The organism is Cryobacterium sp. MP_M3 (genome assembly GCF_015752155.1).
GTDB lineage: Bacteria > Actinomycetota > Actinomycetes > Actinomycetales > Microbacteriaceae > Cryobacterium.
The window spans coordinates 359,747-378,577 of the sequence record NZ_JADOVI010000001.1 but is presented as its reverse complement, the minus strand read 5'-3'; the positions used below and the strand labels follow the sequence as shown (position 1 = coordinate 378,577).

Genomic DNA, 18,831 nt, shown 5'->3' with positions numbered 1-18,831 from the left:
CATATTTGTCACGCGATCGTGCGTAGAATCTCGGCGTACGACATGACCGCAGGAGGGGGATCGCATGCCGGCAACGCTGAGAGAGCACGTGCCCTCATCGCTCGACACGGCATCCGACCTGACCCTCGCCGACCGCGCGGCCGACGGGGATGTTCGCGCGTTCGAGGTGATCGTGCGACGTTACGGACCGCTCATGCGGGTGTACGCCTCCCGGGTGCTGGGGTCCAACGACGAGATGGACGACGTGGTGCAGGAATCCTTCATCACGGCGTGGCAGCAGCTCGCCACCCTCGAAGACGGCGGCGCCGTGAAGAGCTGGCTGATGCGCATCGTGAGCCGGAAGAGCATCGACCGGTTGCGGGCCAGACGCCAGCACGCCAATATCGACCTCACCGAACCGGCCGCGCCCGAGCATCAGTCTCCCCATAGGCTGGCCGAAGCGGAGTCCCAGACCGAAGCCCTCTCCCGGGTTCTGGCCGACCTGCCGGAGGACCAGCGACGATGCTGGATGCTCCGCGAACTCGCCGAGTACAGTTACGGTGAGATTGCCGAAGAGTTGGAGCTGCCCGTTTCAACTGTTCGGGGCCTGCTCGCCCGAGCACGCAAAACCCTTCTCCGGGAAATGGAGGAATGGCGATGACCTCACCAGACGAGCCGTTCGTCGCCTTCGACCTGGACACCTCCGACCGGGAGCTTGCCCACCTGGCCGGCCACACGATCGAGGAGCTCAGCGACTACCTCGACCGGGACCGCACCCCTGCCGACCCGTCCATCGACGACTCGCCGGAGTGCCAGATCGCCCTGCGCAGCCTGCAACGCCTCCGTGTCGTGCAGCGTTCCCTGCTCTCCAGCGACGTCGAGCGCGAGTCGGCCCGCAGCGACGGCTGGGTCAGGTCGATCCTTCAGAACATCAACCTGGAGGCCCACTCGGGCCGCGACATGCCCATCGAACACCCCTCACCGACCGCACGGCTCGTCGTCACCGAGGGGGCGGTCCGCGGAATCCTGCGGGCGACGGGCGACGAGATCGAAAACATCATCGTCGGCCGCTGTCGCCTCGACGGCGACGTGAGCGTTCCCGGCACCCCGATCACCATCCGCGTCGATGCCGCCGTGTGCGAGAGGGAGAACATCCCTGGCAAGGCCCAGGCCCTGCGCCAGGCCCTCTACGCGGCCCTCGACCAGCACACGGACCTGACCATCGCCGCGATCGACATCACCATTCGCGACCTGTACCTCAGGCCGGCCACTCCCCCGAGCGAAACCGAGCAGCGATGAGCGACGTTCTCCCCCAGGCCGACCGTCTCGACGAGGTCGTGCTCGCCGTGCCCGGGGTCGACACCCTGTACTCGGCCGCTCCGCTCATCGCCACCGTGATCACGACCGCAGTGGATGCTCTCACCCGCCGCCCGCCGTCGGCCAACTCGGTCCTGATCGCACACGAGAAGGCCGGCCTCTCCGTGGCCGTGAAGATCGGGGTCACCGACGGCTACGCGGCGACTGACGTCTGCCGCCGGGTGCACGACGCGATCATGGAACACCTGCGCGAGTACGAGGAGCAGGAGATCGCGGAGGTCGCCGTGACGGTGGCCAGGATCGGCTGAGCGGGCCGAACCTCAGCTACCGCACCCTCACGTTGAGAGCGCCGACGCTCCGCGAACGAATTCGGCCACGCGAAGCGGGCTTGAGGCGAATGCCGGGGCGGGGCGCCCCAGCAGGTAACCCTGGGCCAGCCCGCACCCGCTGGTGCGCAGAACCTCGAGTTGCTCAACGGTCTCCACCCCCTCGGCGACCACTTCGACGTCGAGCTTGTGCGCGAGGGCGAGAATCCCCTGCAGGAGAGCCGTCGAGGAGGCATCGGGGAGATTCATGATGAAGCTGCGGTCGATTTTGATCTGGTCCACGGGGAGGGAGTTGAGCCAGGACAGCGTCGAATAGCCGGTACCGAAATCATCCAAGGAGACTCGGATGCCCAGCCGACGAAGGTCCACCAGCCGTTCGACGATGCCGGGGAGGTCGACGAGCGCGCGGCTCTCCACCACTTCCAGGATGAGGCGCCCGGGTGCGAGACGATTTCGGTTGAGCGCCTCTCGAATGCTCGGAACAAGGTTCCGGTCGAGGAAGGTCGCCGCATCCAGGTTGACGGCCACGGACAGTCCGGGACCCGCCGGAGCCTCGCCATCCGGTGCCGTCCACGACGCCAGAGCCGCGCAGGCGGCGCCGATGACCCAGAGGTCGAGGGCGGCGATCAGACCCGCTTCCTGCGCCAGGGGCAGGAAAGCCGCCGGAGTCAGTAAACCGAGTCGAGGGTGTTCCCAGCGAATGAGCGCCTCGGCGCCCACGACGGTGCCCCCGTCGGAACCGAAGATGTCCACGACCGGCTGGAAGAAGAGCCGCATCTCATTGCCCGCCAGGGCGGTGGACAACTCGGCCTGCAGCGACGAGTCGGGTGCGCCGGTCGACGCGTGGCCCACGACCGCGACCTGGTTGCGTCCGGTTCTCTTCGCCGAATACATCGCACCGTCGGCCGCGTCGAGCAGTTCCTCACCCCGACCACCCTGCCCCTCGTGCACGGCCACCCCCACGCTGGCGGAGATGCGAATGTCCTGCCCGGCGAGATGGAACGGCGCGTTAAGGGAATCGACGACTCGGCCGGCGGCCTCGACGGCCTCATCCGGCCAGGCCAGGTCGCCGATGAGGATCGCGAATTCGTCACCGCTGAGTCGACCGATGGTGCCTCGACTCCCGATCTGGTCGCGCAGTCGGAAGGCGACCTGACGCAGCAGCTCGTCCCCACTGCGGTGACCCAGACGATCGTTCACGCGCTTGAAATCGTCCAGGTCGCAGAACAGCACCGCGGTGTTCATGTGCGCCTGGCACTCAGCGAGCGAGGCGTCGAGCCGACGCGCGAACAGTGCCCGGTTGGGCAGCCCCGTCAGCGAGTCGTGCTCCGACTGATGCCGCACGGTCTCCAACAATTGCGTCTTCTGCATGGTGGTCGAGCACTGGTGGCTCACGCCTTCGATCCGGGCGATGGCCTCGGCCGTAGCCTCGACCGTGATCGCGCTGGTCCAGCTGACCGTCGCGACGCCCATCAGCAGGTCTCCGGCCAGCAGCGGTGCCGCGACAACGGTGTGCACGCCGACGGCGCGGAGCAGCGCCGCCAGGGCCGGGCTGGCTCCGTCCGCCGTGATCACGATGAGGTCGTGCCGAGTGAGGACACCGAGCAGCTCGGGGGTCTGCTCGGCGGGGATTGACGAGCGCATGAAGTGGTCGCGTTCGACCTGGCCCATGCCGGCGGCCGCGGCCGGGCGCAGCTCACCGCGCTCGGAATCCCAGAGCAGGACTCCCGAAGCGTCGGAGCCTACGATGGAGGGCAGGGCCGATGCGACGACTTCGGCGACGTCCTCGACCGTGTCACTGGTCGCCAACTCGTGCGCGAGGCTGAGCAGCGCGGCGGTGCGACGCCCCTCGCGCCGGGACTCCTCGAGCGCCGTGAACAGGTCGAGCGCGGCTGCCGCGTGACCCGCGTAGGCCTCGAGCAGAACCCGGTCTCCGACCATCGCCGAGTGCCCCTCGGAGAACACCGCGGCGAGGCGTCCGTGGACTCTGCGGGTGGAGGCGATTTCCACCACGAGCGCGGGCGCTCCCAGATCCTCGCGGCGCAGCATCCGGGCGACGAGATCGGCGACACGCTCTGGACTCAGGCCGCGGTGGCGAACCAGCGGCGCACCGCCATCGTAGGATTCCACGATGAGGAGATAACCCGGTGCGAGCACGGCCGAGGCCGCCCGGTTGACGATCCTCGCCAGCACTTCGTCGACGTCTTCGCTGCTGACGAGATCAGCGGCGGCCACCTGGACCTCGCGCACCTTGTCCCGGAGGACCGAGAGCGACGCTTCCGCCCAGCGTCTGCGGTTGCGCCCCGACCACCAGTGTGCCCGCGTCGACCAGGTCAGCAGGTATTCGCAGGCGGGGAAGCCGTCCGACTGGCACTCGGGGTGCTCGACCACGGCAGGAGCCAGTCCGAAAATGGTCGGGACGGAGGAGAACAGACCCTGGGCGTATTGACAGTCCAGGCGGGACGGTGCATGGCCGTCATGGAGTCGATACCGCACGCTCGCCCGGGTCGCGCCGACCTGCAGGGCGTCGATCATGGACGTCGTGGTGAATTTCGGGACCATTCGGGGCAGCCGGCGATAGATCGCCCCCGGCGACGCGAACATGCCCAGCAACTGCACGAAGACCGGCGGAACTTCGCCGATGACCGAGTTGGCACCGACCGCGAACATGGTGCTCGGGTCGTGCAGGACGGCGGTCGCCGCCTCGAAGAGCCGGATGCGGGTGTCGTAGCTCACCCAGTTGGAGTCTTCCTGGAGCAGCGCTGCGTCCTGGTCCACGCCCGCTCGGGCGAGCACGTCGGCGACGGCCGCTTCCCCTCCCTTGCTGCGCACATGGCGCAGGAGCAGACCGATGGTCGTACCGGCGGTCTCCCGCAGCTCCGCTTCCATCTTGTTCCTCCCCAGCAACCAGTATCGATGACTTTCCCCGCGATTCGGGGACGTGGGTACAGCCGATGGCGCGACCTGCCGGACGCGCTCGACGTCGACTTCGTCGTGCACGACGACGGGGCGCCCGGCACCGCCGAGGCACCCGAAGACTCACACGGCTCCGGAGCCCGGTGGCTGGGCAGCGTCGCCTTCGGAGACGAGCGCGTGATCGTCGGTCCTGACTCCCGAAGCCGCCACGCAGTGGCCGGCCGCGGCGATCGGGATGACGAGGACATTTCCGGACTCATCCCAGTCGCTCTGCGTTCCGATGTCGGCGCACAGCCGTTGCATACGACGGGCGATCGAGAGCGAAGCGGCGCCCGCCAGCCGGGCCTGGAAGTCGACGATAAGGGTCGGGTGCAGCCGCATCGAGTGCGGGATCGCGCCGCGCGTTTCCAGCACGAAGGCGAATGACTGGTCATTCCGTTCGTCCGGATCGATCGCGTAGTCGTCCACGTAGTCGCCGGCGCTGAAGATGATCGGCCTGCCGCGGTACACCTCGACCGCGCGCACGATGTGCGGCGAGTGCCCGTAGACGACGTCGACCCCGGCGCCGATCAGCGCGTGCGCGAACACCCGGTGCGCGGCCGGCACCGCCACGCCCCAGTTGCCGCCCCAGTGAGCGGACACGATCAGCAGGTCGACCTCATTCCTGAGCGTGGTGACGCGCTGGAGCAACTCGTCGACGCGAGCATCCGGAAGCTCGATCGGGACATAGAACACCCCCGGCCCCGCTTCGGCCGCCCAAGCAGGTTCGTTGTCCGTGACGGCGATGAACCCCACCGTGAGTTCGTCCTGCCGCAGGGTCACGACCTGACGGGCCTCTTTCCCGTCACGGCCGGCTCCGGCACGACAGATGCCGCGGCGATCGAGCGTGGACAGCATGTCCTCGAACGCGTCGACGCCAAAGTCGAGGACGTGATTGTTGGCCAGGGAGACGATATCGATGCCGGCCGCCACCAGGCTCTCCACATTCCGGCTGTCGGAGCGGAAGTGAAACACCTTGCCCGGCCAGGGCCGCCCCCGGTCGGAGAGCACACACTCCAGATTGCCGACCCGCAGGTCCGCGGCCGCCAGAACGGGCACGGTGTCGCCCCAAGGGAACGCGGGGTCCCTCCCGGCGAGCTCCTCGTTGACCAGCCGCCCGAGCATCACGTCGCCGACGAACGCAATCCTCATGGCCGGCACTGCACGGCGCGCGCTGGCAGCGGGCGGTTCACCTGGTCACCCGATTTCAGCTTGGCGGTTGACCGCCGGGCACCGTCACTCGTCCTGGCCGGGCAGTGTCTCGGCGGTGTTCTCGGCAACTGCCGGCAGGTCCGCCTGCTCCATGTTCTCGATGTGAGTCAGGGACGGGTATGGACCTACTTCGGTTTCGCCCTTTACCGACATGTCTCCCACCGGGCTGTCCGCTTCCGGCCCGCCGGGTTTCGCAGCCCGAGACGCCCCGCTTTCACCAGATGCCGGTGTCGCTGTCTCTTCGCGCATAGTGGACCTCCAATGGTGTTCCGATGTTCCCGGACGGCCCCGGTAGTCGGGTACCGGGCTCGTTCGCTATTTCTTGAACACGTCTTTCACATGTTCACCGGCCTGCTTGAGACTCGCCTTGGCCTGATCGGTCTTACCTTCAGTCTCAAGCGATTTGTCCCCCGCGATCTTGCCTGCGCTCTCCTTGAGCTTTCCCGCGGCCTTTTCAGCCGCGTTCCTGATCTTGTCGGCCTCACTCATTGGTTCCACCTCACGTCAGTCGAAGATAGTGAGGCTGCGCCGGCGGATCGGGTCATCAGCATTCCGGACGAGCCTCTTTCCGGTGACGATACTCTCGCGCCGGGGCCCCAACAATGAGCTGGACCGGCACCGCTTTCGTGACTCATCCCGTGCTGAGGATCCCGCCACCGGCGGCGCTCCCGCCAGGCGGCTGCGAGCGACAGCTTGTACGGATGGCGTCTGCGACCACGGCGGACAGCTTTCCTGTGCGAGCGAGCGTGGCGCGTTGCCTGCCTTCCCCGGTTCCCCGCCGCATGATGGCGGCCAGCCCGGATTGCACGCGGGAGAGGTCACCGGAATCGGCCAGGGCGGCGCGCACGTGGCCGAGAAGTGCGTCGATGACCTCCAGCGCCGGTTGCGGCCGGTTGTCCACGGGGTGCAGGAGATCACCGTTCAGGCCAGACCGGCTGGCCCGCCAGAGAGCCAGGCGAAGCAACGCGGCCGGGACCGGGCGCGGAGGGATGCCATGCCTCCATTCTCTTGCGGCCGTCTCCACCAGCGCATGGACGAGCCCCGCGATGAGGACGGCATCCTCGGCGTACAGGCAGACATCGCTCACACGGACCTCCACGGTGGGGTATTTCCGGGACAGCCGGGCGTCGAAGTAGACCATCCCTTCGTCGAGCAGAACGCCGGACGCGATATACCCGGCGATCAGGGCGTGGTAACCGGCAGCCGAGCCGAACAGCTCAACCGGCCCAGCGGCCGGCCACCGACCCCAAGCCTGCGTCCGGTAGCTGGCGTACCCCGTGTCATCACCGTTCCAGAACGGCGAATTCGCGCTCAGGGCTGCCAGCGCCGGAAGCCAGATGCGGATCCGGTCCAGGACCGCGACACCTTCCTCATCCGAATCGACGGAGACGTGCACGTGGAGCCCGCAGGTCAACTGGTCTCTGGCCGTGAAGGCGAAGCCGTCCATGATGGCCGCATACCGGGCAACAGGCGTTGTGTGAGGGACCGTCGCCACCGGGGACGTGGCCAGGGCGGCGACCCGGGCCCCCACGGCCCGCGCGGCAGCATCGGCGGCGTCGCGCCCCCGGCGGATTTGGTCCAACAGGCCATCAAGGCTTGAGCAGGGGCTGGTCTGAACCTCTATCTGCTCCTGTTTGAACTCAAGCGCGAGGACGGGTCCGCCGACCGCCGACAATGTACCGGCCGCAGTCCTGGTGGACGCCAGCAGCGCGCTGGCCAGGGGCAGCGGCCGCCCGTCCGCAGGGTCGACGATGAGCAGTTCCTCCTCGACCCCGAACGCGCGCATGCCGTCATTGTGGACCAGCGACAGCCGTTCTGTGCGAACGCCCCGCGCCCGGACTTCGACCGGGAATCAAAGGAGAACCACCCCGGCGCTACTTTGACGGCAAATACACCCGCATTGGCAGATGAGCGACGAAAGTCGGAATTGGCAGGCGCAAAATGAGCAGGCGCGGAATAGGCAGTCGGGGAATAGGTCTGATCGGGATCGTCTATCTGGTCATCGGGGTCGTGGTGGCTGCCACCCAGGGCTATTTGGTGGCATGGAATGTTCCCGGCAACATCCTGGAGGGCCTGGCGGCGGTAGTGCTGTGGCCTCTCGTTGCCCTCTTCGGGGTCGATCTGCACACCTTGATCGCGTAGGGAACCGGCACGAGACTGCACGGGCCGGATGCCGCTGACCTGGATGAAGTCAGGCGGGGCCGAAGTGATCTCGATGGTCGCCGGGGGTGGTGTTGAGGCGACGCCGGAACGCTCGATTCATGGTTTCAGGGGTTCCGAATCCGCACGCTCGCGCGACCTCCTCAACGGACAGCCGGGTCGTCTCAAGGAGGCTGCACGCGGCCTCCAACCGCACTGCTTCCACATGCCCGGCCGGCGTGATGCCTACCTCGGACTTGAACACGCGGCTGAACTGGCGCTCGGACAGGTGGGCGCGAGTCGCCATCGCAGTGATCGAGAGGTCGGCGGTCAGATTGTCGGGAACCCAGGCCAGCACGTCACGGATGGGCTCGTCGTTCGCGGATTGCGCGGCCAGCAGAGCGGAGAACTGGGCCTGGCCGCCTGACCGGCGGAGGTAGACGACGAGGCGGCGCGCGACGGTCGCGGCGGCCGCGCGGCCGTGGTCGTCGGCGACCAGCGCCAGGGCCAGGTCGATTCCGGCCGTGACGCCCGCGGACGTCCAGACGTTGCCGTCCTGCACATAGATGGCGTCGGGTTCGACGGCGACCCGGGGGTAGGCGCGCCCGAGCGTGTCGCACTCGGCCCAGTGGGTGGTCGCACGGCGGCCGTCCAGGAGCCCCGCGGCTGCGAGCAGGAACGCGCCCGAACACACGGATGTGACCCGTCGCGAGAGCAAGGCCAGCCGCCGGATGCTGTCGACCAGCCTCGGATCGCCCGCGGCAGCATCCATATCGCTGCCTCCGGCGACCACAAGAGTGTCGATGCCTCCGACCACATCGCCGATCGGCACCGTCGCGAACTCCAGGCCACTCGTCGACAGCACCGGCCCACCGTGGGTGCTCACCAGCTGCGTGGCATACCGGGGAATCGGCAGGAAGCGCGAGGCGGTGGAGAACACCTCCAGCGGCCCTGTCACGTCGAGGATCTGCACGGACGGGAACCCGACGATCACGATACGTGGTTCGTTCACTGGGTTCCCTCGTGGCCGGAATCGTCAACAGCGTGTCCTAGGTGGGTCGACAAGCGAACCCTACCGTGAAGTCATGCCCGCAAATCGAGACGGCGCGGCAAATCCGCCACACCCCAGCCACCTCCGCATCCGCATCCGCCCCGAGGAAATCGTCATGTCAAGGCTCGCCCGCCGAATCGGCAGAATCGCTCTTGCCACCACGCTCACCATCACCACCCTCGCCGCCATCGCCATCACCGGGCTCTCCCATTCAGGCGACGAGACGGCCTCCGCGGCCAGCCTCGGGGCGCCGAGCCCCGGCCCCGGCGCGGCAGCGCGTGACGGGCAGTTCGTCGTCGCGGTCGTGCTCGGCCGGTCCGGATCCGACACTGCCGACGTTCTCGCGCCCTTTGACGTGCTTGCCAGTTCGCCCGACTTCTTTGTCTACACGATTGCCGCGTCCGCCGACCCGGCGGTCGTCGACGGCGGCATGTCGGTCATGCCGACCCACACGTTTGCCGAGGTGGCGTCGGGCGCTGCGCCCACGCCCGACCTGGTCGTGGTGCCGGCCGTGAACAGCCCGGCCGCACCTGAGGAGGCGGCTGCGCGCGAGTTCATCGTCAACCAATACACGGCGGGCGCTCGCATCCTCGGCATTTGCGCCGGTTCCAGACTGCTCGCCGCGTCCGGGGTCCTCGATGGGCTTCACGCGACATCCCACTGGTCCCGGATCGCCGCGCTGAAAGCCTCGAACCCCGAGGTCTCCTGGGTCACCGGGCAGCGCTACGTGCAGGACGGCCGCGTGACCACGACCGGCGGTGTGACCTCCGGCATCCCCGGCTCCCTCAAAGTCATCGCCGACCTGGCTGGCGACGCGGAAGCCACCCGGGTCGGCGAATCCATCGGCTACCCAGGCTGGAAGCTGGATGCCCCGACCGCGATGCCCGTCAGAAGCTTCGGATTCGAAGACGCGGCCTTTCTGCTGAACACGGCCTTTCCCTGGGGGCGACCGAACGTCGCAGTCGAGCTGCGGGATGGGGTCGACGAGATCGATGCCGCCGCGATCTTCGAGGTCTACGGATACTCGCAAGGGGCCACCACCTCTGCCCTGTCGGCGAAAGGGTTCGTGACGACCGGGCACGGCCTCGTCCTGAAGACCTCCACTCTCGATGGCGCGATGCCCACGGTCGTTGCCGGCGAACTCGGGGGCGCAGGACGCCCGCAGGGCTTCGACGCGGCCTTCGCACAGCTGTCGAGAAGCAGCAGCCCGTCGGTCGTGCAGTCCGTGTCCAAAATGCTCGAGTACCCCATCGAACGAATCGAGCAGTATGCGGCGCCACTGGCCGCGCAAGCTCGCACTCCGCTGTTACTGGCTCTCAGCCTCCTGCTGGCGGTCGGGGTCGGACTGCTGCCCACGGTCATCCTCCGCCGGGTCCGACGCCGCGAGAAGGCTCGCGCCTGACCACGAAGCGACGCGAACGGCATTGGAACACCACCAACTCACCTGCAGAGAGGTACACCACAATGTCATCTCCCACGACCACCTCGCCCACGATCACGGCGGCACTGAAACCACCGTCGGTTCACGCCCGAGCCGTGATCACCTGGATCGCGATCTTCCCGCTGGTCACCCTCGGACTCTTCGCCCTCGGGCCCTTCACCGCCGAATGGAACCCGGTTCCCCGGGCCTTCGTGCTGACGATCGTTGTTGTGCCTGTTGCGGTCTACCTCGTCGTGCCCCAACTCATGCGCGTGTACGGAAAGCTCCGGGCCGCCCGGCGCTGACCCGCTGCCGTGTCCGCCCCATCACCTTCTCTGTCCCAACCGTTTCGGCGCCTCGTCTCCACTCGTGCGCGTATTCGACGATATTCGGACCCACGGGCGGCGCGGGTGCGGGCAGCACGGCAATAGGCTTGAACCGGTCCGCCTCGCTGCGCTGCGGGAGTTGCGGGCAATCTGTTGTTCCGGTGTCCAGGAGAATCCCATGACCGAATCCGCCCCCGTCGATCCCACGTCCACCGAAGCCTGGAGTCAGCTCGCCGGCCTTGCCCAGGGCTTTTCTCCCGATCTCCGCGGTTGGTTCGACGCCGACCCCGGACGAGCCGATCGATTCACCTTTAACGCAGCCGACCTCACGGTCGACCTGTCGAAGAATCTCCTGACCGACGAGATCCTGGACAACCTCGTGCAGCTCGCGAAGGAGATCGGAGTCTCCGGCCGGTACCAGGCCATGATCGCCGGCGAACACATCAACGTGACCGAAGACCGCGCGGTTCTCCACACTGCGCTGCGCCGACCGAAGGACGGCGCAACGCTCGTGCCGCCGAAAGGCTTCGTGGTCGACGGTCAGGACGTTGACGCCGACGTTCACGCCACCCTCGACAAGGTCTACGCCTTCGCCGAAAAGGTGAGGACCGGCATCTGGACCGGTGTCACCGGCAAGCGAATCACGACGGTCGTCAACATCGGGATCGGCGGTTCCGACCTTGGTCCCGTGATGGTTTACGAAGCGCTGAAACCGTATGTTCAAGCGGGCCTCGAGTGCCGCTTCGTCTCGAACATCGACCCGGTCGACGTCTACGAAAAGACGGCAGACCTGGACCCTGAGACCACCCTCTTCATCGTTGCATCGAAAACGTTCGGAACCCTCGAGACGCTCACGAACGCCCGTTTGGCACGAGAGTGGCTCTGGAACCGGCTGCTCAGCTCAAGCGCCATCCTTGATACCGACGCCGCCCGCGCTGCGGCCGTCGCCAGGCACTTCGTGGCCGTCTCCACCGCGCTGGACAAGGTCGCGGCGTTCGGCATCGATCCCGAAAACGCCTTCGGATTCTGGGATTGGGTCGGCGGTCGTTTCTCGATCTGCTCCGCCATCGGCACTTCCGTGGTCATCGCCATCGGCCCCGACAAATGGCGCGAATTCCTTGCCGGCTTCCACGCCCTCGACGAGCACATGCGTACCGCACCCATCGAGCAGAACGTGCCCGTCCTGATGGCACTCCTCAACGTCTGGTACTCGAACTTCCTCAAGGCCCAAAGCCACGCTGTGCTCCCGTACGCACAGTACCTCCACCGATTCCCGGCCTACCTGCAACAGCTCACGATGGAATCCAACGGGAAAAGCGTGCGTTGGGACGGGTCACCGGTCACGACCGACACCGGCGAGATCTTCTGGGGTGAACCGGGCACGAATGGTCAACACGCTTTCTACCAGCTCCTCCACCAGGGAACGCGCCTGGTACCAGCGGACTTCATCGCGGTCGCGAATCCTGCCCATGCGCTCAAGGACGAGACCGGTGACGGTGCCGCTGTCGAGCCCGGCCAGGACGTCCACGCGCTGTTCATGGCGAACTTCTTCGCCCAGACCAAGGCCCTCGCCTTCGGGAAAACGGCCGCCGAGGTGCGCGCTGAAGGCACCGACGAGTCCGTCGCACCGGCCCGCGAGTTCAGCGGGAACCGGCCCACCACGTCTATCCTTGCGCCGGCGCTCACCCCGAACGTCGTCGGGCAGCTGATCGCCCTGTACGAGCACATTGTGTTCACCGAAGGCATCATCTGGGGCATCGACTCGTTCGACCAGTGGGGTGTCGAACTGGGCAAGCAGCTCGCGCTTCAGATCGCTCCGGCAGTCGATGGGGATGCGGACACTCTCGAATCCCAGGACTCGTCTACGAAGGCCCTCATTCGGAAGTACCTCGAGCTGCGAAACTGACTCCAGAAAGGCGGGCCAACTCCGCCCGGCAACGTGGCCGACTCGTCGATCGACTGCCCCGTGATCGTGAACTATTGGGTGACACCCTCGAGCAGGACTGCGAGCTCGTCGAGTTCGACGTCCCAGCCCTCTCGGTTCTGCTCAAGACGTTCGCGACGGTAGCGGGTGCCGCCGGGGAGTGTGTCGAAGCCCGATTCGACCACCGTGACATCCGTCCCGGTACCCGCATCGGCGATGCTGAAGCGCACGTGCGTCGAGTACTCGTCGAGCTCTTCGGCGGGGATTCCCGACCAACGGAAGCCGAATGAGCCGTCGGGCACCACCTCGGTGATTTCGATCGGGAAGCTGCCGTAATCATCCCAGTCGATGCTGCCAGTAGCACCGGGCTCGAGCGCGGCGAACACCACACCGTCTCCGAACCACTGGACCATCACCTCGGGGTCGGTCAGTGCCTTCCAGACGCGCGCGCGCGAGGCCTCGATGTGCACGGTGCGGGTCACGGTGTGGCCCTTGATTCTTGCGTGATCAGACACGGTGTTTCCTTCACGTTCGAGCTGAGCACGACGGGACATTGCCCGCCGAGCGGCGCGTGAAAGAGTTCCGCAAACGCGCCTCATCGAGCGTACCCATGATTGCGTATCTGTTCACGGGCGGGAGAACAGTCGAGCGAGTGGAGCGATGCCTACCGAGTCGACCGAAACACCGACGAGAGCTACCACGCCTACGTCAAGGACACCGGACATGAGGCACTCGACATTTCTTCGCGCCGCCGCATCCGCGGCTTTGCCTCCCGACAGGTACTCGCAACCATGCTGCTCGTGTCCGGAAACATCCGGAGGCAAAGTGGCCACTCCAGCTCATCCCGACCGATAGGGAGGAACAAACGACCCAACTTGGCGCGCTCAGCGCCTAGAAATCCAAGAATCACGCGGCAATCTCGTAACACCACGCATTTGGACTTGACCTAACCCAGGGCAGCGCGGCGCGTGGTGTGCCGGGTGGGTATAGCGGACCGAGGGTCCTCTGGCCAGGGATGCTTCGGATAGCGGCCGCGCATCTGCGCGCGCACCTGCGAGTACGGACCTGCCCAGAATGATGCGAGGTCGTCGGTCACGGCAAGGGGATGCCCGGCGGGGGACAACAAATGGAACAACACCGGCATTCGTCCTCCGATGATTCGCGGAGTCTCCGCCCACCCGAAGCATTCCTGTAGTTTCACGGCCACGATGGGACGGGCGGTGGAATCATCGGCAGGTGGGTAGCTGAGACGAACATGCGAACCGCTGGGCACCTGGAGGCGCTCCGGAACCAGAGCATCGAGGTCGACCGCGGCCGGCCACGGCAAGATTCGGCGGAGTGCCGGGGCAAGGTCGATGCGCGCGGCGGGAGTGCCGGCGGCGAGGTCTGACAGCTCGGGGCCGAGCCAGGAATCGAGCGTGCTGAGCAGAACGGTGTCTGAAACATGCGGCCAGGGCGATCCGAGTTCGCGATGAAGCAGCGCGAGGCGACGCCGCAGAGCATCCGCGGCATCCGACCAGGTGAACACTCCGAGTCCTTGCTCTGTGACGGCGCGCCGGACGGCATCCCGTCCGCCGGCGTCCGCCTGCACACGCACCGGCACGGACGAGCGAATGATCGCGCCGATCCGACGTTCACGGCGCGCGACAACGCGCCCATTCACGAACTGTGCTTCGACCCGGTCTGTGCAGAGATGGGGTGCCACTTTCTCCGCCTGGTTCTCGGAGATGAAGGCGGCAGAGCGGATGATTGCTCCGGTTCCTGCGGCCGCTCGCCCCTCCGCACGAGTAACGTCCGCCACCGCCAACCAGTCGGCACTAGCGAGCGGACCGGTGATCCCCGCACGGGTGCCGGAGGCCAGAAGGAAGGTTGCGCCGTGTGGGGACTGATCGACGCGACGAGCGATCCACTCGGGGAACGCGAGCGCGATGAGGAGTCCAGTCTGATCAGCGCCTCCTCGCGCCGTGTCGGTCGCCCCGGCGAAGCGCTCGAGACGCCGGACTTCCTGCTCCCATCGGCGGGCATCCGGGCTTCGTCCAGTGCGCAGCGCGGTAAGCGTGGCCTGGGCATCTCCGTCTGCAACGCGGAGATCACCGCTGAGCAGCGAGATAACCTCGGCCGCTGTGCGCCCGCCGACCAGGCCACTCCCGGCACGCAGCGCGTGGGCGAGGCGAGGAGCTGTCGGGACGCGGGCGAGCTGTCGCCCTTCGTCGGTGGCGCGGCCATCCGCATCGATCGCGCCGAGCCCACGCAGCACGACGAGGGCCTCACCCAGGCTTCCCGAGGGAAGCGGATCTACCAGCCGCAGGCCCACACCGCCGGGGGCGCCCCAGCAAGCGAGGTGCAGGGCTGCGTCGGTGAGATCTGCCGCCTGGATCTCAGGCGCAGCGTGCGTCGGTGCCGTGGCGAAGGTCCGCTCGTCGACGCATCGGACCACGACGCCCGGCCCGTGCCGGGTGGCGCGCCCAGAGCGCTGGATGGCGGAGGCCTTAGGCGTCGGCCCGGTGACGAGACCGCTCATCCCGCGCGCTTCATCCCGCTGCGGAGCACGAGACAAGCAGGTGTCGACGACCAGGCGCACGCCGGGGACGGTCAGAGAGGATTCGGCGAGTGACGTCGTGACGATGATCCGTGCAGCACCATCGGGGCTCCGCCCACTGATCACCGCATCCTGCTCTGCCGCGGGGATCTGGCCGTGCAGTTCGCGGACGTCGAACTCCGCGGCGAGACCACGGATGCGTCCGGCGATCTCAGAGACCTCACGCGCACCCGGTGCGAATACGAGAGCATCGGCCGCCGGATCGGTGCGCACGAGGTTGCGGTGTGCGGCAACCGCCGTACTCGCGACGTGGTCAAGGAAGGCCCAGGTCACCCCGCGTTCACCCAGCCGAGGTGTGGGAGAGGGCGCCCAGTGCACCTCGAGCGGATGTGCCGGTGCCGTCTGGGTCACGATCGGGGCCGGCGACGCATCCGTTCCGAGAATTGTCGCGAACCGTTCGGCGTCGAGTGTTGCGGACATCGCGATGAGGACGAGGTCGTCGCGCAGCTCGCGGACCTCGCCGAGCAGCCCGATCAGCAGATCCGTCTCCAAAGCACGTTCGTGCACTTCGTCGATGATCACCGCGCCGATCCCATCGAGACCAGGGTCATCGAGCAGGCGACGCAGAAGCACGCCGGCGGTAACGAACTCGATCAGGGTAGATGGACTCACGTGGCGTTCGCCGCGGACGGTGAATCCAACGCGGGAGCCGAGAGGGGATCCGTCCAACTGCGCGAGTCGTCGCGCTGCAGCACGGGCAGCGACCCGGCGGGGCTGAGTGACGATCACACGACCCGAAACACGATCAGCGAGGATTGGCGGGACAAGCGTGGTCTTTCCCGTGCCCGGCGGCGCGCTGACGACGACGGTGGGGCTCCGATCGAGCGCAGCACTCAGATCATCGATCGCCGAGGCGAACGCGAGCCCGCGACCGAGTCTCCACGGGTCGAACGGCGCACAGGTCACTCCCCCAGTCTCTCGCGTTCGGAAGGTGCGCGCTCAGCTGCCCCACGTATCGCGCCTCAACTCTGGGCCCACATGACGGATACCGCTAGCCGACGCCCCGCTCCCGCGACCGTCGATGCATCAGGAATGCGCCTGCTCAAGCACCCCAGATCCCGATGGTCACGGTCAGCATTGGCTTCCGGAGGTGAAACTGGCCGCCGCCGTCAAGCAAAAACCCCCTGATTCCCAATGAAACAAAGGGATGCAGGGGGCTTGCACATGGCGGTACCGGTGGGATTTGAACCCACGGTGGAGTCTCCCCCACACAACTTTTCGAGAGTTGCACCTTCGGCCGCTCGGACACGGTACCGAGGGAGATTGTAGTTGAGACCGCGGCCGGATGCGAATCCGTCGGCATCGCGGCATCCGCTCGAGCCCCATCGCCAGTTGGGGAATCTCACGGATGCCTCAGCAAAGTCATGCCGGGCGGGGGTATTCTCGGCGGGTGACAATTGCCAACCAGAACCTTCGATCCTTCGCCGCCGCGGCGGGCGCCGTCGCGACCGCGGCGGGGGTCGGTGCCGCCGCGCTGGTGAACTTCCGCAATTTCAGGGGCAGGCTGGCCGAGAACGCCGCTGTGCTGAACGAGACCCTACCGGTGCACTCGCTGTGGTGGCGCAACCACGCCAAGGTGAAGGGCGAACTGCTCTACGTGGCTATCGGCGACAGCGCGGCGCAGGGCATCGGCGCGAGCGAGCCGCACCGCAGCTACGTCGGATTGCTGGCCGACCATATCCGGCTGGCCACCGGCCGTACTGTGCGCGTGGTCAATCTCAGCGTGTCGGGCGCGACCGTGGAGCTGGCCGTGCGGGACCAATTGCCCCGGTTCGTCAAGCTCTCTCCCGACATCGTGACCGTGGCCATCGGGGCGAATGACATCGCGCTTTGGGATCCGGCCACATTCGAGGCCGGGATCCGCGAGCTGTTCGCCGTGCTGCCCGCGCACACCCTGGTGGCCGACCTGCCCTGCTTCCATCTGCCGCGGAACGAACGCAAGGTCGCGGTGGCCAACCACATCCTGCGCACTGTCGCCGCCGAGCACGACCTCACCGTCGTTCCCCTGCACGCCACGACCAAACGGCAGGGCCTGCGCAGCATCGCCACCCACGTGGCGAGCGACCTGTTCCACCCGAACGACCGGGGCTACCGGATGTGGGCCGAGGCGTTCCTGCCCGCGGTCGGCGCCCAGGCGGCCCGGCTGATTCCCCAGAAGCTGGCCCCACAGTAATCGAGGGTCGGTGGCCGAGGCTAGGCTCGCTGGCATGGCCAGACCCGTTTCCTCCTTCCGCTGCACGGACTGTGGCTGGACCACCCTCAAATGGGCCGGCCGCTGCGCCGAATGCCACGAATGGGGCACCGTAGTCGACACCACGGAGAAGGCCAGTGCGGCGCGGTCGCTCAAACCTGCCACGATCAACGGCGCCGGCGTCGCCCGGCCGATCACCCACGTGGACACCACCGCCGTCTCGCACTGGCCGACCGGCATCGCCGAGTTCGACCGGGTGCTCGGCGGCGGCATCGTGCCCGGCTCGGTCATCCTGCTCAGCGGCGAGCCGGGCGTGGGCAAGTCGACCCTGCTGCTGGAGGTCGCGTCGAAGGCCGCGGCGGCTAAGTCCCGGGTGCTCTATGTGAGCGCTGAGGAATCGGTCAGCCAGGTGCGGTTGCGGGCCGAGCGCACCGGAGCGCTCCAGCCCGAACTGTTCATCGCGGCGGAGACCGACCTGGCCACCATCCTCGGCCAGATCGACGCGGTGAAACCCAACCTCGTCATCGTGGACTCGGTGCAGACGGTGGCCAGCTCGAATTCCGACGGTCTCGCCGGGCAGCCGAGCCAGGTTCGGGAGGTGGCCTCGACCCTGATCCGGGTGGCGAAAGACCGCAACCTTCCCATTCTGCTCGTCGGGCACGTGACCAAGGATGGTTCGATCGCCGGGCCGCGCCTGCTCGAGCACCTGGTCGACGTGGTCTGCCAGTTCGAGGGCGACCGGCAGACCGCGCTGAGGTTCGTGCGCGCGCTCAAGAACCGGTTCGGCTCGACCGATGAGGTCGGCTGCTTCGAGATGACCGGCGACGGCATCGCCGAGGTTCCCGACCCGAGCGGCCTGTTCCTCAGCCGCGGCGCCGTGGCCGTCTCGGGCACCTGCGTCACGGTGGCGCTCGAGGGCCGAAGAGCGATGCCGGTCGAGGTGCAGGCGCTGGTGATCAAGTCCCAGGCCCCTAACCCCCGCCGGGTGACCAATGGGGTCGACTCGTCCCGGGTGGCAATGCTCCTCGCGGTGCTCGAGCGGCGGGCAGGGCTCGAGGGGCTGGGCGGCATGGATGTCTATGTGTCGACGGTGGGCGGCATCCGTCTCACGGAACCCGCCGCCGATCTCGCCATCGCCCTCGCCATCGCCTCCGCCTGCAAAGACCTGCCGATCGCCCAGAACGCCGTCGCGTTCGGCGAGATCAGCCTGGCCGGCGAGGTGCGGCCGGTGTCGGCGGCCAAGCTGCGGGCGGCGGAGGCGACTCGCCTCGGGTTCTCCACCCGCATCGACGCGTCGGCCACCGGGTCGATCGGCGCCGCGGTGGCCCTGGCGATCAAGACCGGCTTCTCGGCGAGGGAGGCAGAACTCGACGCGGTCTTCTAGTACGACTC

Annotated in this window: 17 protein-coding genes and 1 tRNA gene; 9 read left to right on the top strand and 9 right to left on the bottom strand. The window is 67.3% G+C overall.

Annotated features, from left to right (window positions below; genetic code table 11):
* Nucleotides 1-64 precede the first annotated feature (64 nt).
* The 3 genes from IWX89_RS01660 to IWX89_RS01650 are packed head-to-tail and all read left to right on the top strand — an operon-like array spanning nucleotide 65 to nucleotide 1,604.
* Complete coding sequence (locus IWX89_RS01660) at nucleotides 65-640, top strand: RNA polymerase sigma factor (RefSeq protein ID WP_196901846.1); 576 nt, start codon at nucleotides 65-67, stop codon at nucleotides 638-640.
* Nucleotides 637-1,278 carry a hypothetical protein gene (locus IWX89_RS01655; protein WP_196901845.1) on the top strand — a complete coding sequence of 214 codons (642 nt, stop codon included), beginning with the start codon at nucleotides 637-639 and terminating at the stop codon, nucleotides 1,276-1,278. Before IWX89_RS01660 ends, IWX89_RS01655 begins: the two co-directional genes overlap by 4 nt.
* Nucleotides 1,275-1,604: a hypothetical protein gene (locus IWX89_RS01650; protein WP_196901844.1), complete on the top strand. Its 330-nt coding sequence runs from the start codon at nucleotides 1,275-1,277 to the stop codon at nucleotides 1,602-1,604. The genes IWX89_RS01655 and IWX89_RS01650 overlap by 4 nt, the downstream gene beginning before the upstream one ends.
* A gap of 27 nt (nucleotides 1,605-1,631) precedes the next feature.
* Here IWX89_RS01650 and IWX89_RS01645 read toward each other — a convergent pair whose 3' ends face one another.
* The 5 genes from IWX89_RS01645 to IWX89_RS01630 all read right to left on the bottom strand — a co-directional run bounded on the left by IWX89_RS01645 (nucleotide 1,632) and on the right by IWX89_RS01630 (nucleotide 7,575).
* Nucleotides 1,632-4,511, bottom strand: coding sequence for a bifunctional diguanylate cyclase/phosphodiesterase (locus tag IWX89_RS01645; protein WP_196901843.1), 2,880 nt, complete (start codon nucleotides 4,509-4,511; stop codon nucleotides 1,632-1,634).
* Nucleotides 4,512-4,661: 150 nt separating this feature from the next.
* Nucleotides 4,662-5,729 (bottom strand): CapA family protein, encoded by a 1,068-nt coding sequence (locus tag IWX89_RS01640; protein ID WP_196901842.1) that lies wholly within the window; start codon nucleotides 5,727-5,729, stop codon nucleotides 4,662-4,664.
* 84 nt (nucleotides 5,730-5,813) lie between these two features.
* The gene (locus tag IWX89_RS18730) at nucleotides 5,814-5,942 is read right to left on the bottom strand and encodes a hypothetical protein (protein ID WP_255548450.1); all 129 of its coding nucleotides are present in this window, start codon (nucleotides 5,940-5,942) and stop codon (nucleotides 5,814-5,816) included.
* A gap of 162 nt (nucleotides 5,943-6,104) precedes the next feature.
* Nucleotides 6,105-6,278 (bottom strand): CsbD family protein, encoded by a 174-nt coding sequence (locus IWX89_RS01635; protein ID WP_134403289.1) that lies wholly within the window; start codon nucleotides 6,276-6,278, stop codon nucleotides 6,105-6,107.
* A gap of 142 nt (nucleotides 6,279-6,420) precedes the next feature.
* Nucleotides 6,421-7,575, bottom strand: a complete 1,155-nt coding sequence (locus IWX89_RS01630) for a glutamate--cysteine ligase (protein ID WP_196901841.1) — start codon at nucleotides 7,573-7,575, stop codon at nucleotides 6,421-6,423.
* 155 nt (nucleotides 7,576-7,730) lie between these two features.
* On the opposite strand from IWX89_RS01630, the gene IWX89_RS01625 reads away from it, so the two are divergent.
* On the top strand, nucleotides 7,731-7,931 hold the full coding sequence (locus tag IWX89_RS01625; protein ID WP_196901840.1) for a hypothetical protein: 201 nt from the start codon (nucleotides 7,731-7,733) through the stop codon (nucleotides 7,929-7,931).
* 49 nt (nucleotides 7,932-7,980) lie between these two features.
* Here the strand turns inward: IWX89_RS01625 and IWX89_RS18905 are convergent, their stop codons facing one another.
* On the bottom strand, nucleotides 7,981-8,940 hold the full coding sequence (locus tag IWX89_RS18905; protein WP_196901839.1) for a GlxA family transcriptional regulator: 960 nt from the start codon (nucleotides 8,938-8,940) through the stop codon (nucleotides 7,981-7,983).
* A gap of 73 nt (nucleotides 8,941-9,013) precedes the next feature.
* Here IWX89_RS18905 and IWX89_RS01615 point away from each other — a divergent pair, with 73 nt between their 5' ends.
* The 3 genes from IWX89_RS01615 to pgi all read left to right on the top strand — a co-directional run bounded on the left by IWX89_RS01615 (nucleotide 9,014) and on the right by pgi (nucleotide 12,631).
* A complete protein-coding gene (locus IWX89_RS01615; RefSeq protein ID WP_196901838.1) occupies nucleotides 9,014-10,381 on the top strand; it encodes a DJ-1/PfpI family protein in 1,368 nt (455 codons plus the stop codon).
* 62 nt (nucleotides 10,382-10,443) lie between these two features.
* Entirely contained in the window at nucleotides 10,444-10,704 is a 261-nt protein-coding gene (locus tag IWX89_RS01610) for a hypothetical protein (protein ID WP_196902140.1), read from the top strand.
* 199 nt (nucleotides 10,705-10,903) lie between these two features.
* Nucleotides 10,904-12,631 carry a glucose-6-phosphate isomerase gene (gene pgi, locus IWX89_RS01605; protein ID WP_196901837.1) on the top strand — a complete coding sequence of 576 codons (1,728 nt, stop codon included), beginning with the start codon at nucleotides 10,904-10,906 and terminating at the stop codon, nucleotides 12,629-12,631.
* Between the two features lie 71 nt (nucleotides 12,632-12,702).
* Here pgi and IWX89_RS01600 read toward each other — a convergent pair whose 3' ends face one another.
* From IWX89_RS01600 to IWX89_RS01590, 3 genes are all read right to left on the bottom strand, one after another.
* Nucleotides 12,703-13,164, bottom strand: a complete 462-nt coding sequence (locus IWX89_RS01600; protein ID WP_196901836.1) for an SRPBCC domain-containing protein — start codon at nucleotides 13,162-13,164, stop codon at nucleotides 12,703-12,705.
* Nucleotides 13,165-13,595: 431 nt separating this feature from the next.
* Nucleotides 13,596-16,154: an ATP-dependent helicase HrpB gene (gene hrpB, locus IWX89_RS01595; protein WP_196901835.1), complete on the bottom strand. Its 2,559-nt coding sequence runs from the start codon at nucleotides 16,152-16,154 to the stop codon at nucleotides 13,596-13,598.
* Nucleotides 16,155-16,413: 259 nt separating this feature from the next.
* A tRNA-Ser gene (locus IWX89_RS01590) sits at nucleotides 16,414-16,503 on the bottom strand.
* 135 nt (nucleotides 16,504-16,638) lie between these two features.
* Between IWX89_RS01590 and IWX89_RS01585 the strand changes: the two genes are divergently transcribed.
* Both IWX89_RS01585 and radA read left to right on the top strand, forming a co-directional pair.
* Nucleotides 16,639-17,421, top strand: a complete 783-nt coding sequence (locus tag IWX89_RS01585) for an SGNH/GDSL hydrolase family protein (RefSeq protein ID WP_307836328.1) — start codon at nucleotides 16,639-16,641, stop codon at nucleotides 17,419-17,421.
* A 34-nt stretch (nucleotides 17,422-17,455) separates the two neighbouring features.
* The gene (gene radA, locus IWX89_RS01580) at nucleotides 17,456-18,823 is read left to right on the top strand and encodes a DNA repair protein RadA (RefSeq protein ID WP_196901833.1); all 1,368 of its coding nucleotides are present in this window, start codon (nucleotides 17,456-17,458) and stop codon (nucleotides 18,821-18,823) included.
* Nucleotides 18,824-18,831 lie beyond the last annotated feature (8 nt).

Excerpts from the sequence above, each read along its gene's own strand:
- IWX89_RS01660 (WP_196901846.1), top strand. The coding sequence starts at position 65 with ATGCCGGCAACGCTGAGAGAGCACGTGCCCTCATCGCTCGACACGGCA.
- IWX89_RS01655 (WP_196901845.1), top strand. The coding sequence starts at position 637 with ATGACCTCACCAGACGAGCCGTTCGTCGCCTTCGACCTGGACACCTCC.
- IWX89_RS01650 (WP_196901844.1), top strand. The coding sequence starts at position 1,275 with ATGAGCGACGTTCTCCCCCAGGCCGACCGTCTCGACGAGGTCGTGCTC.
- IWX89_RS01645 (WP_196901843.1), bottom strand. The coding sequence starts at position 4,511 with ATGGAAGCGGAGCTGCGGGAGACCGCCGGTACGACCATCGGTCTGCTC.
- IWX89_RS01640 (WP_196901842.1), bottom strand. The coding sequence starts at position 5,729 with ATGAGGATTGCGTTCGTCGGCGACGTGATGCTCGGGCGGCTGGTCAAC.
- IWX89_RS18730 (WP_255548450.1), bottom strand. The coding sequence starts at position 5,942 with ATGTCGGTAAAGGGCGAAACCGAAGTAGGTCCATACCCGTCCCTGACT.
- IWX89_RS01635 (WP_134403289.1), bottom strand. The coding sequence starts at position 6,278 with ATGAGTGAGGCCGACAAGATCAGGAACGCGGCTGAAAAGGCCGCGGGA.
- IWX89_RS01630 (WP_196901841.1), bottom strand. The coding sequence starts at position 7,575 with ATGCGCGCGTTCGGGGTCGAGGAGGAACTGCTCATCGTCGACCCTGCG.
- IWX89_RS01625 (WP_196901840.1), top strand. The coding sequence starts at position 7,731 with ATGAGCAGGCGCGGAATAGGCAGTCGGGGAATAGGTCTGATCGGGATC.
- IWX89_RS01615 (WP_196901838.1), top strand. The coding sequence starts at position 9,014 with ATGCCCGCAAATCGAGACGGCGCGGCAAATCCGCCACACCCCAGCCAC.
- IWX89_RS01610 (WP_196902140.1), top strand. The coding sequence starts at position 10,444 with ATGTCATCTCCCACGACCACCTCGCCCACGATCACGGCGGCACTGAAA.
- pgi (WP_196901837.1), top strand. The coding sequence starts at position 10,904 with ATGACCGAATCCGCCCCCGTCGATCCCACGTCCACCGAAGCCTGGAGT.
- radA (WP_196901833.1), top strand. The coding sequence starts at position 17,456 with ATGGCCAGACCCGTTTCCTCCTTCCGCTGCACGGACTGTGGCTGGACC.